The following is a 25502-nucleotide window of genomic DNA, read 5'->3' as shown; positions in this document are numbered from 1 at the left end:
AAAAGGCGGCCCTTAGGGAGCCAAACGCCAGGCGCCCTTAGCGTCAGGAATTGATCGGTTGAGGCCGCCATCGACTACGTGCGGGGAGGTCGCGCGGCGACGTGCGATGAAGGCGAGGAGCATGCACGGTGCGGGTCATCATCGCGGATCCTCCGGATTCTGGGTTCAGGCCAGGACAGCGATCACCAGGGCCACGCCACGGTGACTCCGAGGCCGAGGTCAGTGGCGCGGCGGTGGATCAATCGAGCGACGGTCAAGTCCTGCAAGGCCAGGCCGGTCATGTCGAAAACGCTGATATCTGTCGGGTCGCGCCGCCATTGGGCATGGCCCGTGAGCAGGTCTCCCATCTCGACGGAAGCCGTCTGCGGTGCCCATTGCAGTTCTCCAAGCTCGCGGGCCTGCTCCAGGTCATCGACGACGATCCGGGCTCGATCCAGGACGCCCACGGGGAGCTCGCGCTTGCCTCGGGTGTCCGCGCCGACGCAGTTCAAATGCGTCCCAGCCTGGAGGGCTGTTTCATCGAAAAGTGGGCCGCTACCGGTCGTCGCGGTGATAATGAGGTCGCTTTGGGCGACCGCCTCATCCGCATTCACGGCGCATCTCAACATGCATTGGTCCGCAAACAAAGATTCGAAGTCTGCCTGCGGTTCCCGATCCAACGAGACGTAATTTACGTGCGTCAGCGAAGGCAGCGTTCTGAGTGCAAACGCGAGTTGAGCCTTGGCCTGGATACCGGTGCCGAAGACCGTGGCCACGGCGCTGTCCTGACGGGCGAGCAAAGAGAGACCAAGGGCGCCGGCCGCAGCAGTACGTGCTGTGGTGATGGCATTGCCGTCGATCACGCACTGGGGCCGGCCGGTGGCCGGATCGAATAGCAGTACCGTGGCCTGATGCGCTTCGCCACCGATCGACCGGTTCGACGGCCAGAAGCCGGCTGCCTTGAACCCCAGCAGGTCCTGGCTACCGACATCGCCGGACTTGATGCCAAAGATACCGCCTGTGTTCAGCTTCTCTCGAACCACCGGAAACACGCGGCCCGCCTGCCGTCCGTGGAGTTCGAAAGCCTCACGCACCGCGGCGATGACATCGTCCGGTACGAGCAGTTGCTCGACGACGTGCTTGTCGACGAGGAGGAGCGTGGCGTCACTTGGCATCGCTGTATACCGTAGCGCGGGACACGCCCAGGTGGGCGGCGATGGTGTCCATCGCGCGACGGACCTCAAGCAGGCCACCCGCTTTGAGTTCCTTCAGCAGCGAGCGACGATCCTCCGGCCTGAGCGAGCGTGGTGTCGATGCCAGGCGTGCGGCGAACTCGTCGATACGGGCGCGAATTCGGTCCGCGTTAGCAGGGTCCAGCGATTCCCTGGCCGGCGTGCTGCCCTCGACCGCCGTGAACCTGCTCAGCGCGTTCTGGAACCCGTGGAACAGGGTGAGGTCGACGTTCATGCACAGCGCGGCGATGTAGTCGCCCTTGGAGTCCTTGATACCGATGGAAGTGCTTTTTACCTGTCGGCCATCCGAGAACTGGTTCGGATAGTTGGCGATGATCTGCTCATAGGCAGGGTCCATGATCCGCGCCAGACCAAGTTCGGTCGCAGGTTGTCCGACCTCGCGACCCGACAGATTATTGTGGATCGCGAGCACCGCATGCTCCGGATCCAGAAGGTCATGCACCACGACCTCGGTGAAGGGGGCGAAGGTTAGGGCCAGCCCTTCGGCGACCTGTTTGATCTGCCCCAGCAGTAGCTGCTGTTCGGGAGTTTTCTTCGGCATGTTGGGTCCAGTCGTTTTCTTTGGCATGCTGGGCAGTTTGGCTATTACTAGAAGATTTGTCAAACCCCTAACAAACCGTCTAGATGAAAAGCCCCAGCCTTGTTTGGCGAGGAGCTTCCAACGCCTGATAAATCGGTGCATGCACGACAACATGCTCATCCACGCTCTAGTGGATTCCTCTGACCTAACACCCCGCCAGAAGGCGTTCTGATCGGGCCCGTCACAGATCTGTGGCACCCCTTTCGGCCCGTGCAGTGCACGGTGCCGTCCGTCACCTTGCCGCGAAGCGCTCGAACACAGGGAACCCCGATGGCGCGCATTCACACTTTTCCGCAATTAACCGAACGCGGCGACGATAGGCGTTTGCGCGTAATGTTGTACCCCATGCTCGTTCGATCGCTCCAACAGGCAACCTTCCGACTCTTGCTAAAGCAACGGCCGGTTCCTGACTCGATCCGACGTTTGAACGTCTGCGCGACCGTGCGAGCAAATGACGCCTCATGGCCACTTGCAGTCTTATGCCTCCCGCACCGATCGTGCCGCCGTCCGTGGCGCGACATGTCCCCGGCTGTGGCTCCGGCACCGGTTACCAACTCCCCGGTGCCGGGTGCGAAACGGGGCGGTACAAGGATTGCCCGGAGTGCCGATCGTCAATCCTCGTTGACTTCGCCGTCTTGGTCGACGGCCGGATCTACTGGATCGGCCGCTGGGTTCTCATCAGCGGGTGCGCCGGCATCCGCCCCCGCACTTTCAGCTACCTGCGCATCAACGGCGTCGCCTGACTCAACTTCCGCCACAGCTGCACCGTCGCTTGACCCGGCTTGCGCAACTTCTGCAACGTCGCCTGACTGAGCTTCCACCAGATCCGCAACGTCGCCCGACTCAGCTACCGCCGCATCTGCGACGTCGCCCGACTCAGCTACCGCCTCATCTGCAACGTCGGCTGACTCAGCTACCGCCTCATCTGCAACGTCGGCTGACTCAGCTACCGCCAGATCCGCAACGTCCCCTGACGCATTGGGCTCCTGGATTGACTCATCGGTCGGCGTCGTAACGATCTCATCCGGCACGCCAGCCGTGCCGTCCACGTTCAGTGTCATCGAAATCCTCATATGGTCGAGTTAATGGTAGAAACCCCCAAAGGATTCCCAATGAAATGCGCGTCGCCTACGGTCGACTTTTTTATCGCAGGCAGCGTGGCCAGCGTGGGAGAGCACATGGTCTCACATCGCTAGCCCGATAATGGATCACAGCATGGACGCATTCGATCTGGATGTGTTCGCAAGCGAACACATCGCGTGACGCGCATAAAAGCCTAAGTGTTCCGCCGAACGGCCTGCTTAATCTTCTGCCTGGAAATGGCGTGCGTCATGCCGGCAATGCGACCTGAAGTTTGGCGCATCGTCGCTGGCTACGCTCCTGCTCGTCTGCCAGCACCTGGTCGCAGTTTGCCTTTGACGACCAGAGACGCTCGAACGAAGGCCGACTCGCGCACCGCGAATGCAATGCGAATACTCGTTCCCGCCGCTGCCAATCGTCGCTGCGGGCCATCGGCGTCAAGCGGTGCTGCCTCGTCCTTTCCAGGTCGTCAGGAGCAAGGCGGCTGAGCCGAGGAGTCGGCAAGCGCATTTCGACTGCTATCGCCGGAATATTTGCCGCGCGCAGCCGTTTAGTGCGTACGTGCGGTCCCCTCCGTCTCGCGGCCGGGCCGCCGTGACTGCCGGACCGGTCGTGCCGGCAAGAACGGTGTTGCCGCGCACCTTGCCACAACGCCGCCTCTGTATCGCCTGATGCATCACCCGCCGCCGGTGAGGGGCCTTCGCGCGCTCGCCGTGACGCAAATGCAACGCATCAGGCGGGATCGCTCGCGACAGCCAGCGCACCACCCACAGGGCGTTCGCGCGTGCGTGGATGGAGGCTGACGCAGCTTTCGTGGAGAGTCGAGTCATGAAAACTGTCATCACACGCCTGGCTCCGCGTCTTGCGGCGCCTGCCAATCCCGCGCAAGCAACGCAGCCCATGCTCGCGCGAAGTACTGCCCGTTCGGGCCGTCCCGCGCGCAGCGCACGCGGCTACCCGTGGCGTCGTCTGCTGCTCGCGCTGTGCGGCATCGGCGTCGCGCTCGGCGCAGCAAACTTTGCGTACGCCGAAGATTCCGTCCCATTGCTGCCGCCACCCTCGGTCACATCGACCACCGTGCCGGCCAATGGTGACCTCAATCCGTATGGCGTCGCCTTCGTGCCGGCCGGTTTTCCCACCTACGGCACCATCGCGCCGGGCGACCTGCTGGTGTCTAACTTCAACAATGCGCAGAACGTGCAGGGCACCGGCACTACCATCGTCAAGATCGTGCCGGGCGCGAAGCAGGCCACGACGTTCTTCCAGGGCCCCCCCGGGCTTGGCCTCACCATGGCGCTCAATGTGCTGCGCGGCGGCTTCGTGCTGGTCGGTAACACCCCCACTACTGACGGCACGTTCCACACGATAAAACCCGGCTCGCTGATCATCGTGAACCGCAGCGGCAACATGATCGCGCAGTGGACGACCGCCGCGAAGATCGATGGACCATGGGGTATGACGGTGTTCGACCAGGGCGATCGCGCGAAAGTGTTCGTCTCGAACGTGCTGAACGGAACCGTTGTGCGGCTCGACGTCACGGTCGACGACAGCGGCGTGCATCTCGTGAGGGCAATCCAGGTCGCATCTGGCTACCAGTTCCGCGGCGACCCGGCAGCAGTGGAGATCGGGCCTGCCGGGCTCGTGTACGATCCGTTACGCGATGTGCTCTACGTCGCGTCGATCGTCGACAATGCGATCTTCGCCGTGTTCGGCGCGGGCACCTCAGAGCATGACGGCGGCAAGGGCGTGGTGATCTACGCGGACAACAAGCACCTGCATGGAGCGCTCGGTCTTGCGTCAGGACCGAACGGCCATCTCTTCACCTCAAACGGCGACGCGATCAACCCCGATCCGGCACAGCCGAGCGAACTCGTCGAGTTCACGCCGCAAGGGCAATTCGTTGCGCAACTGCCGATTGATCCGGCGCCAGACGGTGCGTTCGGCATCGCGTTTGGTCGGGTGATGAACGAGCACGTGCACTTTGCCGCGGTCGATGACAATACGAACGCAGTCACGGACTGGAAATTGCCGTTTGAGGAACAGTGACGGATCCGGCGGTGCCATCAGACACGGTGCAGCTGTGAACCGACTCGCGCCGCGGCAGGCGCAATACACGCTACGGGGTAAAGGGGTTCATGGTACAAGCATGAAAAGTACGGCCGATCGTTCATGGCCGACTGCCTGAAGCGGTCGGCCGTACCTCCGCCGTTGACCGGTTCCCCGCGAACGGACCACAAGGCGCTGCAGAACGGACACTCAAGTGGTGTAAGCCCAGACACCCACCTCTTCAGCATTCCGCTTGGGCCGTCGGTGCGCCCCGTATCACCTTCGCCTGTCGCCGGAATTTCTCATTCGGGATCTGCCGCCGCCGGTAGTCCGTCAGCTTCTTCCAATCCCGAATTTCTTCTCGAGTTCGAAAGAAAGCAACCGATGCATAGCTCGGTATTACCGTCGGAAGCGCATACCTCGACGCACGGTGATTTGACTGCCATCGCTTGTCTCAGGCGCCGGCACGCGTCGGATTCACTTCTACCGTCACGTGTGACAGCCCCTTAGAAACCTTAACAAAATGAACAAAGGGGCTGTTTACTCTCGATGAATCCTGTTAACCTTTTCATTGTTTCGACGACGAAAAGGACATGGCTAAACCCATACTCGACGACGAACTTTGGGCACTCATTGAACCGTTACTGCCCCCTCCCAAACCAAGGCGAAGCCGTTATCCTGGGCGCAGGCCGCTCGATGATCGTGCGCTGCTCACTGGCATCCTATTCATCCTTCAGACAGGCCTGCGCTGGGACCTGCTGCCACGCGAGATGGGCTGCGGCAGCGGCATGAGTTGCTGGCGCCGTCTGCGGGACTGGCAGGCTGCTGGCGTCTGGGACCGACTGCATGAAGTCCTGCTCGCCAGGCTGCGCGCGGCTGACCAGATTGACTGGTCGCGTGTCGTCGTCGATTCCTCCTCGATCCGCGCCGTGGGCGCAGGTCAAAAACGGGACCGAATCCCACGGACCGCGCGCGACCCGGTTCAAAGCACCACCTCATCACCGAAGCGCAGGGCATCCCGCTCGCGGTAATTCTCACGGGCGCCAACCGTAACGATGTTACCCAGCTTCACCCACTGGTTGACGCCATCCCACCCATTGCTGGCAAGCGTGGCCGGCCGCTTTCGAAGCCCCGCATTGTTCAAGGCGATCGGGGCTACGATCACGACAAATACCGCCGTCCGCTACACGCAGCCGGCATCGCGACTGAAATCGCCCGACGCGGCGAGCCCCACGGCAGCGGACTGGGCAAAACACGCTGGGTGGTCGAGCGCACCATTTCGTGGCTTCATAACTTTCGACGACTGCGCATCCGCTTCGAACGTCTTGCATTCATCCATGAAGCCTTCATGAAAATTGCCTGCTGCATCATCTGCTGGCGAAAGCTGAAGAACTCATTTTGTTAACGCCTCTTAAAGCGTTTGAGCGCCGCGTGATAGAAGCTCGGGCTGCGTTGTATTTCATTGGTGACGACCGATACCACCGCGCTCATGTGCCCGGGGCCGACGCGCCAGACATGCAGGTCAAGCACGGCGTCACCGTTGTCTTCAATGACGTGACGAACGTTTTCGGCCATGCGCTTATCCAGATTCATGTCGAGCAGAATGCCTCCCGTATCGCGCATCAGGCCCCACGACCAGTTCGCAATTACCAGGGCGCCGATTACGCCTGCGAGCGGGTCCATCCAGGCCCAGCCGAACGCACGGGCCAGCAGGATGCCGATGATCGCGAGCACGGAAACTGCCGCGTCTGCGATGACATGAATGTAGGCCGAGCGAATATTGTGATCGCGATTCGCCGCTGCATGCGCTTCGTCGTGACTGTGATCGTGCTCTTCGAACTCGATCGAGTGTTCACCATCGGGCAAGCTGACAATGGCCCTGAATGCATGTGGCTCGGGAATGTCATCTTTCGACTCCAGATAGCTCCCACGGTCTTCAAACGTGAAGGTCTGCCGGGAACCGTCGGGCCGAATCGTCGTAATTGATACCGCTTCGGTGGTCAGCCTCGAAGAAGCCATTTCAGGCGTAATGCGGAAAACGGGCGGCACACCATCTTCGAAGACCGACACGGCGAAAACGCCCGCGTTACCGAAGATGCGATGCGCCTCTTCCTCATGACCGTGTGCGTCTTCATGTCCATGCCCGTGACCGTGGCTGTGCCCATATCCATGATCGTGGCCGTGGTGGTTTCCGCTGAGCAGCCAGACGCTTGCGAGATTCACCAGCAGGCCGAGCACCGCGATGGGAATCGCTTGATCGAAGTGGATGGGCACGGGCGAGAGAAAGCGCGAAATGGCTTCATATCCAATCAGCAGCGCGATCATGGCAAGCACGATAGCGCTGGTAAAACCCGCCAGGTCGCCCAGCTTGCCGGTGCCAAATACGAAGCGGCTATCGCTCGCATGTCTGCGCGCGTAGGTGTATGCCAAAGCGGCGATCATCATTGCGCCGGCGTGTGTCGACATGTGCAGGCCATCGGCGACGAGCGCCAGCGAGCCGAACACGCTTCCGCCAACAATTTCAGCCACCATCATCGCACTGCACAGTGCGCTGCTCGTGTGAGTTCAAAGCGAATCCTGTGGTTGGTGCGTTCCACGGTCAATTCGCGGTGCGCTCGGAGCGGCCCGTCAAACGCCTCGAACAGGTTGTTGCCGCAGACGTCTTCAAGGTACGGCGCGACCCGAATGGCTGGCCGCGTCGCCGTCCAGGGCGAATCCGGCGTAAAGGTCCAGCGTCTTTCGCCCTTTTCGATCGCCACGCGCCCTGCTACCGGAAGTCCGTCGTCGCCCACGACCATAATCGCGCGCCGCAGCAACGCCCAATCCAGCGGCCTGGGAAACACCATCTCCAGGGGTTGATAACTCTGCGCGGCAGGAGGTAGAAGCGTCCAATCCGCGAGCGCGACGGGCTCCCGGACCGCCTGTGCGACAACGAAAGGCTTGTAGAAATTCTGCCGTAGCGGACGACCGGACGAGTCGACCATTGCCGAGCCGATGGCCAATGCGTAGCGTTGCCCCAACCTCAGCGGCGGACCCAGTTCCCGATTGGGACCTACCCAGCGTTTCAGCCTGCCCGGATCCAGCAGAACCGTCAGGCATCGCATGTTCCTGTCCCAAAGCTCCAGCGCAGGCCGATAGAGCACGTCGTGCGCAGGCCGTCCATCGGGGCCGGTGAGACGGATCTGCGCCTCGGCACCGCCACGCCGCATCGGGCTGGAAAAGCAAACGTAGAAGCGAAGCAGGTTTTCCGGCAGCACATCGGCGGATGGAAAGACACCCGTCACCGAAGCCGGGTCGACCCCGATCGGGTTCGGTAGCGAGAATTCGAGCGTCAGCACGTCCGCATACCCGACCCGGCCGAGCGGCCGCGGATCGAAGCTTGCCCGATAGCGAACGCCCGGTTCGAACGGAAAACGCGGAACGAATCGCACCCCGGCCTCCAGAAGCTGATAGCGGCCGGCCACATCGGGAAGTTCGTCGCCGCCGCGCGTGGCAGCATCGATGACGTTCACACGCAGCACGGATTGCAGCCGGCGGGCCGTTCCCTGGCGTTCGACGAGAAACTCAACGAGATCCGCATCGAGGTTGTACACGCCGACGCAAGCCGCCCCGCTCCGCTGTGTCTCGTGCTCGACCCGCAGTGTTGGCTGAAGTGTCATTGGCATCCTTACCCAGTCTCGTCGCGTGATCTGCCCACCGCTACGCGTGGTCGATCTCGTTGCGATGTTCGCGGTAGTGGAACGGATCGGGACCATTCGGCCAGTTCATTTCCGCCATTCCCAATCTGCGGTCGAAGAAGTACGGAACCATCAGCGTGCCGATGTCCAGCCGCCAGGACGTCTTCGGATGCCGCCAGATCACGACTGCCCATCGTGGATCGAGAATCGCGATATGTTCCGCCCGGATCGGCAGATCGCGCTGCGTACGCCCGAGGCCACCCGGCCCGAAATCGATTGGGCCACCGGTCGGCTCGGGTTTCGCGGTCGTCAACTCCGCAGCCTCGATACGCGACGCGCTGCGTACATCGATGGTGACCAGCAAGTAATCCTTATGGTCTGTCGGATCCGTATAAGTCAGCATATCCAGCGGATTCGACCCATAGCCCAGCTCGCCGATCGTGTCCCCCCGCACATGGGCGCCATCCTTCAACTCTTCCAGTTGGAAGCGAACGAGCGGCGTGCAACCATACACGGCAAACAGGTATGGTTTTCCATCCATCTCCCGGATCAGTTGCCGCACGATCGGGGCGCGCGTTTCGAACTCCCCGTGCGTCGGGTGCCAGATTTCTACGGTGCTCGTCGACAGGCGGGAACTGAACGGGTACGGGATGCGATAGAGCGTCGATGCAAAGCGCTGATTCGAGATCCCTGTGACGAAAACTTCGCCGTTGTAGTACTTGACGTCCGTAATCGCATAGACCTGCTGGGGCTCGAACTCCAGCATCGCCCTCTGGTCCGGCTCGTTTGGAATTGCCATTTTCGAGTGCGAAATACCGTCCAGTTCGAGCAACTCGAGCTTGCCGTGATTGACCTTCACAATCGCAGCCATGGCACCTGGTCCGCTGCCGCGCTCGACCGACATGAAGATCTGTCGCGACGGCTGATGGATCGCCATATCGTTGATGACAATATTTCCGACCGTCGTGCCGAAGAGCGCAGCGAGCTTCTGATCCACGCCCAAAACCAGATCGCGGCCTTCGAAGTTGTGAAAATTTCCCATCTCCACGTCGGCCTGAGAGGTCACGTCCGAATCCTTCAATGCGAACGCATGGACGGCCGCACCCGTGATATCGCCGACGAAGAGGACATTGTCGGGCCCGAACTCGAGGGCTCCCGCAGACCGAAGCGGACCGCCCGGCCGCGGCAAGCCGCCCCTCTCCACGTCGGCCCTGGCCTTTTCGCCCCCGGCCAGCGCCGGGCGGGACAAGGCAAGCATGAGTGCCGAGGTTGAGCCCGCACGCAGAAATTCGCGCCGCGCACGAGCCTCTTCCGCCATACCGGATTCTGTCGTGTGGTCCATTGCGTTCCCTGGTTGTCGTTCGATGCTAGATGGTGGCGAATCCGCCACCGGCCGCCGTCAATCCACCGCTGACCTCAAGTGCATCGATCGCGCCATGCAGTTCCAGCGGATTGACGCCTTCGCCATGCGTGATCAGGCCGCCGGCGATTGCGATCTTGCGCGCCGATCCTCCGGGCTTGATGCTGAGCGCCGTCGCTGCAAGCCGGACAACGACGCCTTTGACCAGTGAGTCGCCCGTACCGCCCCACGTCTCGATGCCCCGGCGGACGGTGATTTCGCCGACAGGCTGGCTGATCTGAATGCCCACTGCGCCATCGGCATGCGTGACGACGCGCTCGAATTGCGCCGACCGCACGGTGCCCGTGTAGACATTGAAGCCGCGCGATCCCTGGCCGAACGTCTCGATCAACGCGTTGACTTCGAGCCGCTCGAGGGAGCCGAAATTGACGAAGCCGATGCCGCTCGGCCCGTGGGACGTGACCTTCCCGTCGACGATCCAGCGATCGACGGTTCCCCAGTTGTCGAGCACCATGTCATTCGAACCGTAGGTCGTCACCGGGCCGTGATTGCGCACACTGGCAACGAATGCGCCCGACACGACGAACACGCCGCCGGTGATGCGATCCGGCGTCCCGGGCGCGATGCCGCCATCGCTGTGGACGGCGCCTGTCTCCAGGCGATTCGCCACGACACGCCCGCCCGTCTCTCCGGCGCCACCAACGAAGATGCCGCTGCCGCGGACCGGCGCACCGGCACGGCCCGCCGATAGCCCGGTGAGGTCCGCCGTGATGACCACGCCGCGGTCTTCGCTCTGATTCCAGAGCGTGAAAACGCCAGGAACGACTTCGACGCCGTATCCCTTGGGGCGCTCTTCATAGCCACGGGCGTCCGCGGCCCAAATGTCGATATCGTGTGCTTCGACATGGCCGCCAGCCACGCTGTCGCGGGCCAGCAGTTGCACGACGCCCGCAACACTCAAATGGCGCAGCACGAGCCGACCGAATCCGTCGACACGCGTGTCGTTGAAAATGGCGCGCCGATCGGGGTCCGTGGCAACCCGCAAGCCTTCGACCCGATTGTCTGCCGACAGCTGGAGCCCGTCGCTGCCTGGCGCGAAGCGCAGGGCGGCATGTGCGTCGATGCCGGTCAGAGCCAGGCCGGGCCGCAGGCGAAGGGCTGCCGCCCCATCGATCTGCGCTGAAACGACGATATGCAGAACCTGGTCGTCGTCGACTGCCGTCTGCAATTCGGCGCGCGTGGAGACGGTGCGCGTTTCGGTGTTCATGGTGAGTCGTTCCTCCATGATCTGATGCACGGCGCGCAGGCCGCTTAGACGAGCGACACGGCCTCTTTGGCGCTGACCAGCTTGCCAAGCTTTCCATACTCGTGCAGATCGCCGCCAACCTCGATCCGGATCGACTGGTCGATGCCGCCCACGCGCACGGGAGAAAAACCGCTGACGGTAATGAGTCTTGCCACGACCTCGCCGGCTTGTGCATCGTCCGCTGCATAGAACAGCACGGCACGCTCCGGCGACCGGTTTGCTCCGGCTTCCAGCGATTCGGCGCCCAGCGTGCCGAACGCCTTGACGAGACGCGCCCGATCCGGGAGCAGCCCGGAAATCAACACGCCAGAAGATTGCTCGTCAGGAATGATCTTCCTGTATCCGCCCTTACCGTCCGGGGCGATCGGGTTTGACGGGTCCACGATGATCTTCCCCGCCAGCGCCTCACGATGGGTGACGAGAAATTGCCTGATTGCGTCGAACTGGATCGCCAGCACAATGACGTCCGCCTTGGCAATTGCATCCTTGACCGTCGACGCTTCGGCATGGCTGCCGAGGTCCCGGGCCACCTCCTCGGCCTCATCCGGCGTCCTTGCCGCGACGATGATCGTCTCGCCACCAGTTACCAGATTCTTCGCTAGCCGGGAACCTACGTTTCCAAGGCCGATGATTGCCGTGCTCATGACAGTTGCGCTCCTTTCTGTTTCCCGCCTGCGTAACTGCAACGGTGCATCGCGGCGGATGATGTAATCAGTGACGCTTTGCATTCGTCTTCGCTGTCGAAAGCGTGCACGACGAGGATCGGCCCGAACACTTCCGTCTGTGCGATCGCCGGGGAATGGTCGTTGATCTCCAGAAGTGCCGGACGATAGAAGGCGCCCCGCGCGAGCGGCCCATCGTTGACGACGCCCGCAGGCAGACTAGCGACTTCGCAGAACACCTCGCACATTCGCGTGTTCGTCTGCGCGGTGAAGCCAGGCCGACCTCGCAAAATAATAGCCATATCACACCCCCGTCCGGTTTCCCGTTTCGTTAAGAGCTACTGCTCAAACACTCGTGACACGCAATGTGTTCTGGATGGTAGCCAACCGTTCGGCTGACCGCTAACGGACATCGCGGAAATCGGATTTCCATTTCTGGAAAGCTCACGCGAGAGGCCGCTTTTGTATGCTCGAACGTGTGCCCCTGATGGGGAGGAAGAAGCCCATGCTCGCGCCAACCGAAGTGCTGGCCTCGATACTCGAGAAGCCCTTGGACTTTTCAAGGCAATCCGAACGGCGAGCGAGTCGTGCTGTAGGCGACTGGATCCTTTACGTCGCCACGGGCGGACGGCTGCCTTGCTGCCGCCCGGTTGCGGCGGTAATCTGCATCAGACGATTGAGGCCGCGGATCGCCAGCAAGGTGCGGGGCGGACGGAGCGTAACGGTAATGAAAGATCTGAATACGCTGCTGATTTTTGCGAAGGTTGTCGAGGCGAGCAGTTTCTCGGAGGGCGCGAGGCGGCTGAAGATGCCCATTTCCTCAGTGAGCCGCCGTATTGCCGAACTCGAAAATCAGCTGGGTGTTCGTTTGCTCGATCGATCCACGCATCACCTGAGGCTCACGGACTTCGGCACCGAAGTATTCGAGCTCGCGAGACAGGCCACCGAGGTCAGCGAAGCCGTCGACAATGTCATTTCGAACCGCCTGCCCGAGGTGTCCGGCGCCGTACGGCTCTGTGCGCCGCCAAACCTCTCCGATTCGCTGATCGTACCTGTCGTCGGAGCCTTTCATCAGTCTTACCCGAACGTGGAGGTCAAGGCATTCATTACCGAACGCATCGTCGACCAGATAGCCGAGGACGTCGATATCGCGTTCAAGGTCGGAACCTTCACCGACGCCACGCTCGCAGCGCGCACGCTTCTGACCTACCGGCATCAGCTCGTTGCAAGTCCAAAGTACCTCGCCAGATGGCCGCCTCCGGAATCGCCGCGGGACCTTCCCGCGCACAGGCTTTTCGCGTTCTCTTTCTGGAAGCCGGACTATTGCTGGAGCTTCGTTCATGTCAACGGCCGGGATACCGAAACGGTTTCCTTCCAGCCGGCAATTGCCATGAACGATTACACCGGGCTCATTGTGGCGCTGCTCGAGGGCTGCGGCATTGGGGAACTGCCGCCCATCGTCCAGCCAGACCTCGTGCGCAGCGGGCAGCTCGTCGAGATCTTGCCGGACTGGCATCTGCCGGTGTTCGACCTGACCATCGCCAACCTGCGCGACCGCTATCTGCCCCGGCAGGTCCGCATCTTCAGGGACTTCGCGTCGAAGATGGTGCCTGGGCTCTTTGGCACCTTACCATCCTGAAAAGGCGAAAACAGGCGATACCACCGAACCCCGTTTCAACCATTCGAAGTCCGTCCGTCAGGAGTTCGAATGTTCCGCGCTTTGCTCCGGAAAATCCGGAAACAACACGGGTGCCATTTCAATCGCGAATTCCTTGAAGAGCCTGCACGGTTTCGAAATGTGCCGGTTGCCCAAGTACACGAGAGAGAGGTCGTATGTCGGGAGGCGCCACTGCGGCATCACCTCCACCAGCTTGCCCTCGCGGACAAGATCGGGCCGGACCACAGGGGGCAGTTCACCGATGCCGGCACCCGCCAGCAACATGGAAGCGAGGCCGGCAAAATCGTTCATCGCGAATAACGGCTGGAACGTGAGCGTCTGCTTTTCCCTTCCATTCTCGTGCACGAAGCACCAGCTGCAATCCGCCTTCCAGTGCGAAAACGCAAGGAGGCGATGCTCGAGCAGATCCTGCGGTTTTCGGATCGCCCCGCAGCGCTTAAGGCAGGCGGGCGTTGCCACGATGCGATGCCGATAGGCCAGAAGGCGCCGCGCGACCAGCGACGAATCGCGCAATGCACCAACCCGGAACACAAGGTCGACGCCGTCCGCGATATGTTCGACGTAGCGCTCGGTAACGAGAATCTGAAAACGCACGTTCGGATAGCGCTTCTGGAATTCCAGGACGAGCGGCGTCAGCAAGGTGTCCGAAACGCTCGGCGGCGCCGAAAGGCGCAAGAGCCCTGACACGTCCGAGAGATGGCTGGAAGCGACTCTGTCGATGGCCTCACTCAGCTCGACGCCTCGCACGGCTTGCTCATACACCTCCTTGCCGAGGTCGGTGAGGGTGAGATTGCGCGTGGAGCGCTCCAGGAGCCGAACGCCGAGTGCCTTCTCGAACTCTGCGATGTGCCGGCTGACCGTAGAGACCGGCATGCCAAGCCGGCGTGCCGCCCCGGAAAGGCTGCCCGATTCGACCACCTTTGCGAATATCACCAGCGAGCTGAGGTTCGCCATCGCTTTTCCATCATTGGAAAACCATTGTGCGCCAATCGTCAGCGGCGTCGCAAGAACGGGCGCCAACCCCGGAGTACGAGCGCGCACGTGACATGTCATGGCACGCCGACCTTCCCGGAACTGGAAAACGTTTTTCTGCTTTTCCGTCTACCGGAAAATCGCGGCTCGTCTATGGTTTCGAATAGACACTCGCGAGCCGCAAAGGAGGCGTCGATGACGACCATGAAAGCAGCAGTGATCCACGAGCCGGGTGGTCCTGAGGTGCTCAGGCTCGAACAACGTCCCATACCGACGCCGCAGCGCGGCGAGGTGCTGATCCGCGTGAAGGCGTTCGGACTCAACCGGTCCGAAATGTTTACGCGCCAGGGATTTTCCCAGAGCGTGAAGTTTCCGCGCGTGCTGGGAATCGAGGCGGTCGGCATCGTGGAAGACGCACCGGGAATGGAGTTCGCCAAGGGCGATACGGTTGCCACCGCGATGGGAGGCTTGGGGCGTGAGTTCGACGGCAGCTATGCGGAGTACACCTGCGTACCTGCCCGGCAGGTGCAAAAACTGGTCACTGGCTTGGCTTGGGAAACGCTCGGCGCAATGCCGGAAATGCTTCAGACCGCGTGGGGCTCGCTGTTCAAGGCCCTCGCGCTGCAAGAGCGGGACCGGCTGCTGATTCGGGGCGGAACGACATCGGTTGGACTTGCCGCCGCGGCAATCGCCAAAGCGCACGGTGCGTTTGTGATTTCGACGACCCGCAATCCGCAGAAAGGCGACGCGCTGCGTGCGAACGGCGCCGACCGTGTCGTAATAGACTCGGGCGCAATCGCGCAGGAGATCGGCGAAGTGTCGCCCGGCGGCGTGGATAAAGTGCTGGAACTCATCGGAACCACGACGCTGAAGGACTCGTTGCGCTGTGCAAAACAAGGCGGCGTGGTGTGCATGACTGGCATTGTTGGCAACCAGTGGTCGTTCGATACCTTCAGTCCGATGGAAGTGATACCGAGCACGGTGAAACTCACCATTTACGACGGCGGAGTCAATGAATTCATGGCGACGCCGTATGACGAACTACTGGCGCAGGTGAAGGCCGGAACACTTCGCGTCCCTGTTGGGAAGGTTTTTCGGCTCGACGAAATCGTGGAAGCACACCGGTGCATGGAAGAGAACAAGGCTGGAGGGAAGATCGTCGTGCTGCCATGAAAGGCGGCCTCGAGGCGATTGCACCGACCGATGGAAGCCCCCATCTCACGTTTCGCGATGCATGCCGACAATAGCTGGCCAGAAGGAAACCGCGCCCGCGGTGGCCTTCGAAGCACCTTCACTAATGGCGACGCGGCCGACCTAGCCCAGAGTGCAACGCGCCGCAAAATTCCCTAATTTCCTTTTGCGGCGTGTCGACACGAAACGCCGCTATTTTTTTGGCGGCTAGATGAACGTCAAGCTGGCCGCAACCCGGCTAGCCGGAGTCGTCACGACGACCGCAAAGCGGAATGTCCGAAATGAACCCTGAGAGCCAGCGACGCTGGGGCCGAACTTGCCTTCTGCAGCGGTGCGCTGCCAATTCGATCGTCGCGCTCGGCTAAGGTTCGCCTTCGCGACCTACGCCCTTTGCGCGCCAGTGCGCGCGCGAGGCCAGCCGCCCTACGCGATGAAGGGCTCCGCGCGGCCAGAAGCGGCCGGTCGAGGTCGTCGTCCAGTTAGACTGGCCGAGATCTCGTCCGGCCTCGCTCAATGGCCGGTTTCTGGCGAGCAAACTGCGGAGGGCACTGCCTTGACGCGGCCAGGAAGCGTCATTCGCCATGACCGTCACCCGGTCATTTGAGCGGCCAGTTTGCACTGGTTAGCTGACGTACTTGCTGGCGGCAATCGCTGTCTTCGCCGCAGCTTCACTCATAGGGGCCCCGTCGTCGCATGGCTCGCTGTCAGCCCTCATACACCCTTGGACAGGCCATCAAGCGACATTCGCCCCTCCCCTTAGACGGACGTTCAGACGTCGGCACCGCATTGCATATGGTCCTTGGCCTTTGGGACACGAATGCCGGTATCGTCCGTGGCCATAGGCTGCCCACAGCATGTATCACAGGCGACTGCAGTCTCGCGTTGATTTCGTAAAAGATCCGGAGATGCCGCTACGCGCCAGGCGCCACAAGCGCACAGAATAAAAGCCGAAGAAGGCGCAAAACGCAGAGATATCGGCATACATTTGCAACGTCAGCGGCTATTCTTCAGACGCTGCGACTGACGCGTTTCCGGTCGGCTCTGCTGGTCGCCGGCAGCCATTCCGCGCCCCACGCGGAAGGGGGGTGTATGTCACGTCAAAAACTACCTCGGCCCGCGCGACGCGCACTGCATCGTCGGCAGTCAATCGCACGCGTCTGGCTCGTCATCGGTATTTCAATTACCGGGCTGTCCTTTGCACATGCGACGCTCGCGGCGGGCACCCTTCCACAAGGCGGCACTTACGTGGCCGGCGCCGGCACGATAGCGAGCCAGGGCAACGGCCTCGTGATCACCCAACCAGGTTCGACGCGCGGCGTGATCGATTGGAACAGCTTTTCGATCGGCAGGAACAACAGCGTGACGTTCGACAACGGCTCGGGCGCGACGCTGAACCGCGTGACGGGCGGTTCGCCGTCCGCCATCTTCGGCAGGCTCAGTGCAACGGGCAGTCTCTATGTGATCAATCCGCAAGGCATCGTCGTGGGAACATCGGGGGTGGTCAGCACGGGTGACCGTTTCGTCGCGTCGACACTTGATGTCGGTAATTGCGCGTTCATGCAGGGCGGTGGTTCCCTCACGCTGTCGGGCAGCGCGAACGCAAGCGTCATCAACCTCGGAAAGATCAGTTCGAGCGGCGGCGATGTGTTCCTGATCGCGCGGGGCGCCGTCATCAACGCCGGCAATATCTCCGCACCCAACGGCACGGCCGAACTGGCTGCAGGCGAACAGGTGCTATTACAGGACGCGGGCAGCAGCAAACAGTTGTTCGTGCAGACGGGCAGTCAGGGCACCGTGATCAACAGAGGGAACATAAACGCCGCGCAGGTCAGCCTGCAGGCAGCAGACGGCAACGTCTACGCGCTCGCGGGCGGCGGCACGCGCATCCGCGCGACGGGCACGGCAGATCGCGACGGCCACGTGTGGCTCGTCGCCGATGGCGGCCGTGTCGAGCAGTACGGTAAGATCGCCGCGAGCAACGCGGATGGCAGCGGCGGAACGGTCGACACGCAAGCGGCACAACTGGCCTTCGGCAAGCATGCAGCCGTTCACGCGGGCCAATGGAACCTGTTGACGCCTACTTTCACGATCGATGACGCCGCCGCGCGCACCTTGCAGCGCAGCCTGAACGCGGGCACGTCGATCGATGTCACGACGACAGGCGCGAACGGCGCAACAGGCGATCTGGGCGTCGCTTCGAGTTTGAACTGGAGCGGTCCGGCTTCTCTCACGCTCGCCGCGTATCACGACGTGTCGGTGGCGACGGGCACGACCATCGCGAACTCCGGTGCGGGCAACCTGACGTTGCGCGGCGACGCAGCCGGCATCGACAACGGTGGCAGCGCTAACAACAATGGGACGATCGACTGGTCGCGCAGCACGGGCATCGTGAGTGCGCTGCATGACATAGCTGGTGGATACTTACCGGGAAACATTCTGTCAAACAGCACATGGTCTGCCGCTCCAGACAGTGGTCTCGTGACGCAAGTTACCGCCTATGCGCTGGTGAATACCGTCTTCGATCTGGGCGCAGTTAACCTCAACCCCTCGGGCAACTACGCGCTCGGCAGAGACATCGACGCCACGCCCCCGCCCGGTGAATTCAGTCGGACCGTGGCTTCGTTCTCGGGCCAGTTTGATGGCATGGGACACACGATTTCGAATCTTTGGTTATCTGAATCGCTTTTCGGGGACATCGGGTCTTCGGGCGTCGTTCGGAACCTCAACATTGAGGGCAGTGCCAACTTGCCCGAGTCTGCCGCCTGGGCGGGCTTTCTCGCAGACAGGAACGACGGTACGATCGCATCCGTGCACTCAAGCGGCAGTGTTACTTCAATCGGTCGTATTTCAACTGGGGGACTTGTGGGCTTGAACTTCGACGGCACGATCACGCGTTCGTCAAGCACCGCCGACGTTTCATCTGATTCGTTGACGGGAGGCCTGGTCGGAACCAACAGCTTCGGCGTAATCCGGCAATCGTTCGCATCGGGCGATGTCACCTCGACCCATCTTCAGGGAGCGGGCGGTCTGGTCGGCTACAATTTTGGCGTTATCACAGAGTCTTATGCGACTGGAACAGTTCATGTGCAGCCGCAATGTGACACGGTCAATGCGTGCGGGGGTGGGTTAGTTGGCGGGACTTCAGGCACGATCAGTCAGTCGTTCGCAACCGGCAAGATTGACCAGCCATCCGGACCTGTGGGAGGACCGGGCGGCATCGCTGATTACAACGCAAATTACATCGCGTCTTCCCCGGGGACCATCACAAACGATGTTTACTGGGATACGCAAACGACAGGCGCGCCAGTCGGCGTCCGCGCCACCATCCTAGGCGCGAACCTGGGTAACGCTCAAGGCTTGACTACTATGCAGATGAGCACGCCGTCCAGCTTCGGTCCGACATACAACTTCGGCCCAGGCGGTGTCTGGGCGATGCCCGTTGGAGCGACGCATCCGATATTGCAGTGGCAACTGGCGCAATGAGACCGACTGCTATCCACAACCATCAGCGAGCAGTCATCCTGTTGCATTGTGGCGGTAGTGGGTTAACTAGCAGCCGCGCCACTACTGCCTATCGGATCAGTCAAGGTCGAAGACGAGTTCATAGATAAAGGCGCTGTATGGCCGGTCCACGCCTGATACCTGCCCTTGCATTCGCGACGCCGACTCCTATTCTTCAGACGCAGCGACTCGCGCGTTTCCGGCTGGCTCTGCGGGTCGTCGGCAGCCATTCCGCACGCATGCGGAAAGGGGGCTGTGATGTCACATCCAGGACTACCTCGGCCCGCGCGACGCGCACTGCGTCGACAGCAGTCGCGCGGACACATCTGGCTTGCCGTCGGCATTTCGCTGACGGGGCTGTCCCTGACTGCCGTCGCGTTCGCGGCGGGCAGTCTTCCGCGAGGCGGCCGTTACGTCGCCGGCACGGGCACCATAGCCGGCCAGGGGAACAGTCTCATGATCACGCAACCGGGTTCGACGCGCGGCGTGATTGACTGGAGCAGTTTCTCGATCGGCAGGCACAACCGCGTGACGTTCGACAACGGCACCGGCGCGACCCTGAACCGGGTAACGGGTGGCTCACCCTCTGCCATTCTTGGCATGCTCAGTGCAACGGGCAGCCTGTATCTGATCAATCCGCAGGGCATCGTCGTGGGTCCGTCGGGTGTGATCAGCACCGGTGGCCGCTTCGTCGCGTCCACCCTCGATGTCTGCAACAGTGCATTCATGAGCGGCAGCAGCACACTCACACTCTCAGGCGACTCCGATGCAAGCGTGCTGAACCTTGGCAGGATCAGTTCGAGCGGCGGCGATGTGTTCCTGATTGCGCGAGACGCAGTCATCAATTCCGGCACCGTGGCAGCGCCCAATGGCACGGCGGAACTGGCCGCAGGCGGGCAGGTTCTGTTGCAGGACTCGGCAAGCAGCCGGCAGGTGTTCGTGCAAACGGGCAGTCAGGGCACAGTCGTCAACAAGGGGCGGATAACAGCCGCACAGGTGAGCCTGCAGGCCGCCGACGGCAACGTGTATGCGCTCGCAGGCGGCGGTGCGCGCATCCGCGCAACCGGCACGGCCAACCGCGACGGGCACGCCTGGCTCGTCGCCGACAACGGCAGTGTGGACCAACTCGGCAAGATCGTCGCGAGCAACTCGGACGGCAGCGGCGGGACCGTCGATACACAGGCGGTACAACTGACGTTCGGCAAGCACACGGTGGTCGATGCAGGCCAATGGAATCTCTCGACGCCTGCTTTCACGATCGATGATGTCGCCGCGCATGCGTTGCAACGCAGCCTGAACGCGGGCACCTCGGTGAATGTCGGGACGACAGCTGGTAACGGCGCAACGGGCGACCTCGGCGTCGCTTCGAGCCTGCGCTGGTCTGGTCCAGCCTCGCTCACGCTCGCCGCGTACCACGACGTCTCTGTGACGACGGGTACGACCATCGCGAACGCCGGTGCGGGCAACCTGACGATGCGCGCCGACGCCTCCGGTATCGACAATGGCGGCAGCGTGAACAACGGCGGCACGATCGACTGGTCGAAGAGTACCGGCATCGTCAGCGCGTTCTACGACATGAACGGCACCTACGGCCCCGGCACTTTAGTCGGCAATGCATCGTGGACCGCCCCGGCTTACAGCGGCCTGGTCACGCAGATAACGGGTTACCAACTCGTCAATTCGGTAGCGGACTTTCAGGCCGTCGACAACGACATGACTGGCAACTACGCACTCGGAAGAGATATCGAAGCGAACAACGCTGCGTTCATCACGCTGGGCACTACCCCGTATGCGATTAGCACGTCGTTCACCGGTCAATTCGACGGCATGTGGCATACCGTTTCGAATCTTTCTCCGAGCCTCGACGCCATCTTCGGCGATATCGGCCAAGTCGGTGTCGTGCGCGACCTGAAAGTCGACGGCCACCCGCTCGCCAACGACACAGGGTTCTACTATGGAATCGGCCTTCTCGCGATCAATAACCACGGTACGGTCGTCAATACATTCACCTCTGGCGCGAACAGCTGTGGTTGCTTCGACGCACCGCTGTCAGGGCTCATTGGGGCGAACTACGGGCTGATCGAGCGCTCGGGAAGCAGTGCCACAGTTCGGACAGGCGGCGTAGCGGCCGGACTCGTTAGCACGAACTATGGGACGATCGACCAGTCGTACGCGACGGGCTCCGTCACCGGCTTTTTGACGCACGGCGGTGGTGCCGGACTGGTCTTCGAGAACCTCGGTAAAGTCACGCAGTCGTTTGCGTCAGGCAGCGTTTCCAGCGGCAACGGGTTGGCGATGGGCGGCATCTGCGCGGGCTGCTCCGGTGGCCTTGGCGCCGACGTTTACTGGGACGTCCAGACCACGGGACAACCGTCGAGCGGCGGCGATCTACCTGCATCCAACGGGCTCACCACGGCCCAGATGAGCAACCCGGCGAGCTTCGTCGGCTGGGACTTCGGGCCGAACGGCGCGTGGGTCATGGCAACTGGCGCCACGCATCCAGTGTTGCGGTGGCAAGTGGAACATTAGCCTGGCGCGATGTTGGTGGAACTGTCCATCGCGCAGACGACTCGAGACCGGAGTGGGTCCCGTTTCTGACGCTCGATGCAACACCGCCTTAACGACAGCTTTCAAGGTGCATCGGTCAATGCTGGTCGAGATACAGCTTGGCCAGTCGTACCTCCGGCCGGACCGTGTCCGCGTTTCGCGTGAGCGTGACAAGCTTCGCGTAGTAGAGTTGCGCCTTCTTATCGTGCGCCAGGTCTGCTGCTTTCGCCGCACCATACAGGCCACGCAGGCGGTTCGGGGTTGCTTGCATCGATGCCTCATACTCCTTCAGCGCATCGGCAGGTCGCTTCAGATCGAGCAACATTTCGCCCAGCAACTCCCGCATCGGGTAAAGCCGGTTCTCCATCGCGACCTGCTTTTCGCTGCCGTCTTCCAGATCGGCGGCGGCGTGCATCTGCTTGAGCGCCTGATCGTCCTTGCCCTGAACATGATCCAGCCACGCCGAGGCGGCGAGGATTTGAATCTGGACCTGATCGGCCCAGTATGGCTGCTTGGCCTCTTCGAGCTTGGCGCGCAACTGCATGAGCATGTCGATATTGGTCTGCGCCATGTCCGCGTTGCTGCTGCGAGCGCAGCCTAGTGCACGGGCAAAATACGTGATTGCCTCAGCTTGCGGCCAGCGGCTGCCACGCGGCTCGAGCGTGGCAGCCTCCTGCCAGTCGCCGCGCTCGAGCGCATAGCGCGCCGGGATGGCAGCCAGCGCCGTGTAGACTGCCAGTCGGTCAAATGGAAATTTCGTGGCAGCATTGGCGTCATCGCGCACTTGTTTTGCATGCGCGTCCTGGCCCAGCTGTAGATAGGCGTACTCCATGAAATCCCAGGAATGGGGCGCCCCTGTATGGGTGGCGCCCGGCCAGCTTCTGGCGGCTTCTTCCTGCATCACCTTCAGCGCCGCTTCGTTCGATTTGATGGATGCATCCCACATGCCGAGCATCGAGTAAATATGCGAGGGCATGTGCAGGGCGTGCGGCGCCGCCGGGGCGATCTGCGCGTATTTGTTGGCAAACGGCAGTCCGCGCTTCGCGAGCGGCGGGTAGTCGTAGCTGTGGATCAGGTAGTGCGCGACACCGGGGTGGTCGGGCTGGTCACGGTAGATTTTCTCCAGGATCGTTGCAGCCTCGAGTTGGTTGGCGTACGTCTTGTCGCTGGGGTCCGCGGCCTCGTTGAGCGCAAGCGCATAGAAAATCGCGGCTTCCGTATCGTCGGGATACTTCTGCGTCAGGCGCGCCATCGCATGCTCGTATGCCAACGTGCGCTGGCTTTGTGGGACTTTGTCATAGTCTTTGTAAAATGCTTCGGCAGCCAGCAGCCAATCGCGCTCCCGTTCGGTCTTCGGATCCAGCGCCAATCCCTTCTCCGCAGCTTCCCATCCGCGCTCGAGTGCCGTCTCGTCAAACGGCGGGACCAGCGGATTAGGACGCTGGGCAATTGCAATGCCCCAGTATGCAATCGCACATTGCGGATCGATCTGGGTCACGGCCTCGAACGCCTTGACTGTCGAAGGGTAAAAGAAGGAATGGAGCATCGCCAATGCCTTCTCAAACTGGCTTTGTGCCGCAAGGCTGCACGAAGTGGGGAACTTCACGGTGCCGAACTTGCCGCCAGTCTGCGGCGCAGCGGGGTGTTCTTCGTGCTGGGCGAGCGCGGGAGCGGATGCGAGGACCGCGAGCAGGCATGCGGTTATTAGCCGCTTGTGATACATGATGACCTCCCCCGCAGGATGAATGGCAAACTTCACGCGAGATCGTCGAAAGCGGTGGTGCCAGGCGGCCCGACGGCGATGCCCATCGCAATGACATTGTCGTGGGCGAGGGCTCCGGGCGCCGTGGACGATTCCGACTGGAGTGAGTGGTGAGCACTTTTTTTCTAGTCAAGGCGTTACGTGCCCACAAGCTCGGAAACCCTGGGCGGCTGCACATTTTCACTAACGGATCCAACGCACAGACCAGTTGCAGCCGCTTAGCCATCAGCCTACCGCGCAGTCGTTCAAAGTTGGATTGGCCGCAAGGCACGGTCCCCGGCATTGGCCGATGAATAGGCTTGCATCGTCACGGATCGAACGGCCGGTTACGGATGAGGAACGGACGCGTCAATGTCACTGGTACGGTTCGGTCGGATGACCCTTGATGGCCGATTGGGTCAGGTCGCCACCGGCCGCTTTCTCGCACCGCAGTTCGCGGGATCTGGATCTTATCGACTGACCGTTTTCGGGAAAGTTGTCTGACCGAGAAAGGTCGGGTATTGCCCGGCGGCGCCGGGTGCAAACTGATCCTCCCGTCCTTCGAAAGGAGAATCGTCATGGAAGCCACCATCAACCCCGGCGTCGGCCGTGTACCGTGGAATAAGGACAAGCTGACGGGGCAGAAGCTGCCACTGAAGCTGAGGGAGATTTGGGGAATCCGTATCCGCCTGCAGCTTGCTGGAAGAGCGCGCGAGCTCGCGCTGTTCAACCTCGCGATCGACAGCAAGCTGAGAGCGTGCGATCTAACGAAATTGCGAGTGAGGGATATCTGTCTTGGCTCGCGTGTGGCACCAAGGGCGACTGTAATGCAGCAGAAGACCCAGCGGCCGGTCCAGTTTGAAATCACTAAACAGACCCGGGAGAGCGCCGCTGCGTGAATTCGAGAGGCGGGACTGTCGTCGAGCGACTATCGCTTCCCAAGCCGCATTCACGGCTCAGCCCATCTTTCGACGCGCCAGTACGCCCGCCTTGTCCATCGCTGGATAGGGTCGATCGGGCTCGACGACACAGCTTACGGAACGCATTCAATGCGTCGAACGAAAGCGTCCCTGATTTACCGGCGCACAAAGAACCTGCGCGCGATACAGTTGCTGCTCGGTGCCCAAAGCTCGAGAGTACCGTTCGATACCTTGGCATTAAGGTCGACGACGCTCTCGAGATGGCGGAACAGACAAGGTTTGAACGACAGGCGGCCGGACGGCACTCGGGCGCTGTCCGGCCCACGAGCGGTCGGTCGACAACAGGCTCCAGATCGTCGACAATTTCATGCCGTAAATCAACCGGGAAGGAATTGGCGATGACCATTTTTTGGACGCTCAGAAGCATTCCAGAACTCGCGAATTTACCGGCGAGCGATCGACGCAAAAATTGGCGACGGGCCTATCGCTGCACATGGCGCCATTGGCAGACATGGGCCGGCTTGCTCGCATGCATCATATGCACCGGATTGGGTTTGGCACTCGGTGCATTTGCCGCTCAAAAGGTCGTGGGGGGAATGATCGGGGCAGGCGTTGGCGGATTCGTGTTTGGACAAACGACCGTACTTATCGCACGATCTCATTACAAAAGTCTACTTCTGGGACGCGAAGGCTGATTGAGAGCACACGCGAAAGCTCAAAGCACGATATCAGTTAGACGGAATAGATCCCACATTATTGGCTAACGGATGCAAACGAATCTGCCGCCTTTGCCGTTGCAGAAATTCACGCCTTGCCAGTGGAATTGATAAAGCCCAAGCATCACCAGCAGGACGCTCAAGACCAATAGAAGCATAAGTGCCTTGTTCATTCGGTTCTCCAGGAACACGTGCTTGACACGTTAGCGTGAAGTGAATCTGCTTTGGAGAAATGCGAAGATTCCTTCGGGGTCGAACTAGAGCCGACCGCGTGGGGCAGCGGCCGGCCCATT

General features: G+C 61.5%; 17 protein-coding genes and 3 pseudogenes. 7 read left to right on the top strand and 13 right to left on the bottom strand.

What is annotated here, in order from left to right; genetic code table 11:
* Positions 1–182: 182 nt before the first annotated feature.
* The 3 genes from G5S42_RS14540 to G5S42_RS14530 all read right to left on the bottom strand — a co-directional run bounded on the left by G5S42_RS14540 (position 183) and on the right by G5S42_RS14530 (position 2873).
* Positions 183–1154 carry an ornithine cyclodeaminase family protein gene (locus tag G5S42_RS14540; RefSeq protein WP_176107353.1) on the bottom strand — a complete coding sequence of 324 codons (972 nt, stop codon included), beginning with the start codon at positions 1152–1154 and terminating at the stop codon, positions 183–185.
* Positions 1144–1773 (bottom strand): helix-turn-helix transcriptional regulator, encoded by a 630-nt coding sequence (locus G5S42_RS14535; protein WP_176107352.1) that lies wholly within the window; start codon positions 1771–1773, stop codon positions 1144–1146. Before G5S42_RS14535 ends, G5S42_RS14540 begins: the two co-directional genes overlap by 11 nt.
* 650 nt (positions 1774–2423) lie before the next feature.
* The gene (locus tag G5S42_RS14530) at positions 2424–2873 is read right to left on the bottom strand and encodes a mucin-associated surface protein (RefSeq protein WP_176107351.1); all 450 of its coding nucleotides are present in this window, start codon (positions 2871–2873) and stop codon (positions 2424–2426) included.
* An 847-nt stretch (positions 2874–3720) separates the two neighbouring features.
* On the opposite strand from G5S42_RS14530, the gene G5S42_RS14525 reads away from it, so the two are divergent.
* Complete coding sequence (locus G5S42_RS14525) at positions 3721–4938, top strand: hypothetical protein (RefSeq protein WP_176107350.1); 1218 nt, start codon at positions 3721–3723, stop codon at positions 4936–4938.
* A 241-nt stretch (positions 4939–5179) separates the two neighbouring features.
* Here the strand turns inward: G5S42_RS14525 and G5S42_RS14520 are convergent.
* Positions 5180–5384, bottom strand: a pseudogene (locus G5S42_RS14520) (DUF1289 domain-containing protein).
* Positions 5385–5531: 147 nt separating this feature from the next.
* Here G5S42_RS14520 and G5S42_RS14515 point away from each other — a divergent pair.
* Positions 5532–6343, top strand: a protein-coding gene (locus G5S42_RS14515) for an IS5 family transposase (RefSeq protein ID WP_176105867.1) whose coding sequence is annotated in 2 segments (ribosomal slippage) — positions 5532–5880 and positions 5880–6343 — 813 coding nt in all. Because the reading frame shifts where the segments join, the coding sequence is not laid out codon by codon here.
* On the opposite strand, the pseudogene dmeF reads toward G5S42_RS14515, so the two are convergent.
* From dmeF to G5S42_RS14485, 6 genes and pseudogenes are all read right to left on the bottom strand, one after another.
* Positions 6340–7488, bottom strand: a pseudogene (gene dmeF / locus G5S42_RS14510) (CDF family Co(II)/Ni(II) efflux transporter DmeF); the annotation flags it as partial. The gene G5S42_RS14515 and the pseudogene dmeF overlap by 4 nt on opposite strands.
* Positions 7470–8597 carry a hypothetical protein gene (locus G5S42_RS14505; protein ID WP_176107348.1) on the bottom strand — a complete coding sequence of 376 codons (1128 nt, stop codon included), beginning with the start codon at positions 8595–8597 and terminating at the stop codon, positions 7470–7472. The gene G5S42_RS14505 and the pseudogene dmeF, both read right to left, overlap by 19 nt.
* A 40-nt stretch (positions 8598–8637) precedes the next feature.
* Positions 8638–9957, bottom strand: coding sequence for a hypothetical protein (locus G5S42_RS14500; protein ID WP_176107347.1), 1320 nt, complete (start codon positions 9955–9957; stop codon positions 8638–8640).
* Positions 9958–9982: 25 nt separating this feature from the next.
* Positions 9983–11242, bottom strand: coding sequence for a hypothetical protein (locus G5S42_RS14495; RefSeq protein WP_176107346.1), 1260 nt, complete (start codon positions 11240–11242; stop codon positions 9983–9985).
* A gap of 44 nt (positions 11243–11286) precedes the next feature.
* Positions 11287–11925, bottom strand: coding sequence for an NADPH-dependent F420 reductase (locus tag G5S42_RS14490; protein WP_217709895.1), 639 nt, complete (start codon positions 11923–11925; stop codon positions 11287–11289).
* Positions 11922–12245, bottom strand: coding sequence for an aldehyde dehydrogenase family protein (locus G5S42_RS14485; protein ID WP_176107344.1), 324 nt, complete (start codon positions 12243–12245; stop codon positions 11922–11924). Before G5S42_RS14485 ends, G5S42_RS14490 begins: the two co-directional genes overlap by 4 nt.
* A gap of 425 nt (positions 12246–12670) precedes the next feature.
* On the opposite strand from G5S42_RS14485, the gene G5S42_RS14480 reads away from it, so the two are divergent.
* Complete coding sequence (locus tag G5S42_RS14480) at positions 12671–13582, top strand: LysR family transcriptional regulator (protein WP_176107343.1); 912 nt, start codon at positions 12671–12673, stop codon at positions 13580–13582.
* A gap of 57 nt (positions 13583–13639) precedes the next feature.
* Here G5S42_RS14480 and G5S42_RS14475 read toward each other — a convergent pair whose 3' ends face one another.
* The gene (locus G5S42_RS14475; protein ID WP_176107342.1) at positions 13640–14575 is read right to left on the bottom strand and encodes a LysR family transcriptional regulator; all 936 of its coding nucleotides are present in this window, start codon (positions 14573–14575) and stop codon (positions 13640–13642) included.
* 213 nt (positions 14576–14788) lie between these two features.
* Here G5S42_RS14475 and G5S42_RS14470 point away from each other — a divergent pair, with 213 nt between their 5' ends.
* The 3 genes from G5S42_RS14470 to G5S42_RS14460 all read left to right on the top strand — a co-directional run bounded on the left by G5S42_RS14470 (position 14789) and on the right by G5S42_RS14460 (position 21814).
* Positions 14789–15766 carry a zinc-binding alcohol dehydrogenase family protein gene (locus G5S42_RS14470; protein ID WP_176107341.1) on the top strand — a complete coding sequence of 326 codons (978 nt, stop codon included), beginning with the start codon at positions 14789–14791 and terminating at the stop codon, positions 15764–15766.
* Between the two features lie 1107 nt (positions 15767–16873).
* Positions 16874–19267 (top strand): two-partner secretion domain-containing protein, encoded by a 2394-nt coding sequence (locus G5S42_RS14465; protein WP_176107340.1) that lies wholly within the window; start codon positions 16874–16876, stop codon positions 19265–19267.
* Between the two features lie 276 nt (positions 19268–19543).
* Positions 19544–21814: a two-partner secretion domain-containing protein gene (locus G5S42_RS14460; RefSeq protein WP_176107339.1), complete on the top strand. Its 2271-nt coding sequence runs from the start codon at positions 19544–19546 to the stop codon at positions 21812–21814.
* A gap of 115 nt (positions 21815–21929) precedes the next feature.
* Here the strand turns inward: G5S42_RS14460 and G5S42_RS14455 are convergent, their stop codons facing one another.
* Entirely contained in the window at positions 21930–23591 is a 1662-nt protein-coding gene (locus tag G5S42_RS14455) for a hypothetical protein (RefSeq protein WP_312883567.1), read from the bottom strand.
* A 560-nt stretch (positions 23592–24151) separates the two neighbouring features.
* On the opposite strand from G5S42_RS14455, the pseudogene G5S42_RS43815 reads away from it, so the two are divergent.
* Positions 24152–24768, top strand: a pseudogene (locus G5S42_RS43815) (tyrosine-type recombinase/integrase); the annotation flags it as partial.
* Positions 24769–25253: 485 nt separating this feature from the next.
* Here the strand turns inward: G5S42_RS43815 and G5S42_RS45180 are convergent.
* Positions 25254–25382 carry a hypothetical protein gene (locus tag G5S42_RS45180; RefSeq protein ID WP_281375003.1) on the bottom strand — a complete coding sequence of 43 codons (129 nt, stop codon included), beginning with the start codon at positions 25380–25382 and terminating at the stop codon, positions 25254–25256.
* Between the last annotated feature and the right edge of the window lie 120 nt (positions 25383–25502).

The sequence above is a fragment of the Paraburkholderia youngii genome, assembly GCF_013366925.1.
GTDB lineage: Bacteria > Pseudomonadota > Gammaproteobacteria > Burkholderiales > Burkholderiaceae > Paraburkholderia > Paraburkholderia youngii.
The sequence above is the reverse complement of the archived record's forward strand: the minus strand, read 5'-3'. Positions and strand labels throughout refer to the sequence as shown.

Excerpts from the sequence above, each read along its gene's own strand:
- G5S42_RS14540 (WP_176107353.1), bottom strand. The coding sequence starts at position 1,154 with ATGCCAAGTGACGCCACGCTCCTCCTCGTCGACAAGCACGTCGTCGAG.
- G5S42_RS14535 (WP_176107352.1), bottom strand. The coding sequence starts at position 1,773 with ATGCCGAAGAAAACTCCCGAACAGCAGCTACTGCTGGGGCAGATCAAA.
- G5S42_RS14530 (WP_176107351.1), bottom strand. The coding sequence starts at position 2,873 with ATGACACTGAACGTGGACGGCACGGCTGGCGTGCCGGATGAGATCGTT.
- G5S42_RS14525 (WP_176107350.1), top strand. The coding sequence starts at position 3,721 with ATGAAAACTGTCATCACACGCCTGGCTCCGCGTCTTGCGGCGCCTGCC.
- G5S42_RS14505 (WP_176107348.1), bottom strand. The coding sequence starts at position 8,597 with ATGACACTTCAGCCAACACTGCGGGTCGAGCACGAGACACAGCGGAGC.
- G5S42_RS14500 (WP_176107347.1), bottom strand. The coding sequence starts at position 9,957 with ATGGACCACACGACAGAATCCGGTATGGCGGAAGAGGCTCGTGCGCGG.
- G5S42_RS14495 (WP_176107346.1), bottom strand. The coding sequence starts at position 11,242 with ATGAACACCGAAACGCGCACCGTCTCCACGCGCGCCGAATTGCAGACG.
- G5S42_RS14490 (WP_217709895.1), bottom strand. The coding sequence starts at position 11,925 with ATGAGCACGGCAATCATCGGCCTTGGAAACGTAGGTTCCCGGCTAGCG.
- G5S42_RS14485 (WP_176107344.1), bottom strand. The coding sequence starts at position 12,245 with ATGGCTATTATTTTGCGAGGTCGGCCTGGCTTCACCGCGCAGACGAAC.
- G5S42_RS14480 (WP_176107343.1), top strand. The coding sequence starts at position 12,671 with ATGAAAGATCTGAATACGCTGCTGATTTTTGCGAAGGTTGTCGAGGCG.
- G5S42_RS14475 (WP_176107342.1), bottom strand. The coding sequence starts at position 14,575 with ATGGCGAACCTCAGCTCGCTGGTGATATTCGCAAAGGTGGTCGAATCG.
- G5S42_RS14470 (WP_176107341.1), top strand. The coding sequence starts at position 14,789 with ATGACGACCATGAAAGCAGCAGTGATCCACGAGCCGGGTGGTCCTGAG.
- G5S42_RS14465 (WP_176107340.1), top strand. The coding sequence starts at position 16,874 with ATGTCACGTCAAAAACTACCTCGGCCCGCGCGACGCGCACTGCATCGT.
- G5S42_RS14460 (WP_176107339.1), top strand. The coding sequence starts at position 19,544 with ATGTCACATCCAGGACTACCTCGGCCCGCGCGACGCGCACTGCGTCGA.
- G5S42_RS45180 (WP_281375003.1), bottom strand. The coding sequence starts at position 25,382 with ATGAACAAGGCACTTATGCTTCTATTGGTCTTGAGCGTCCTGCTGGTG.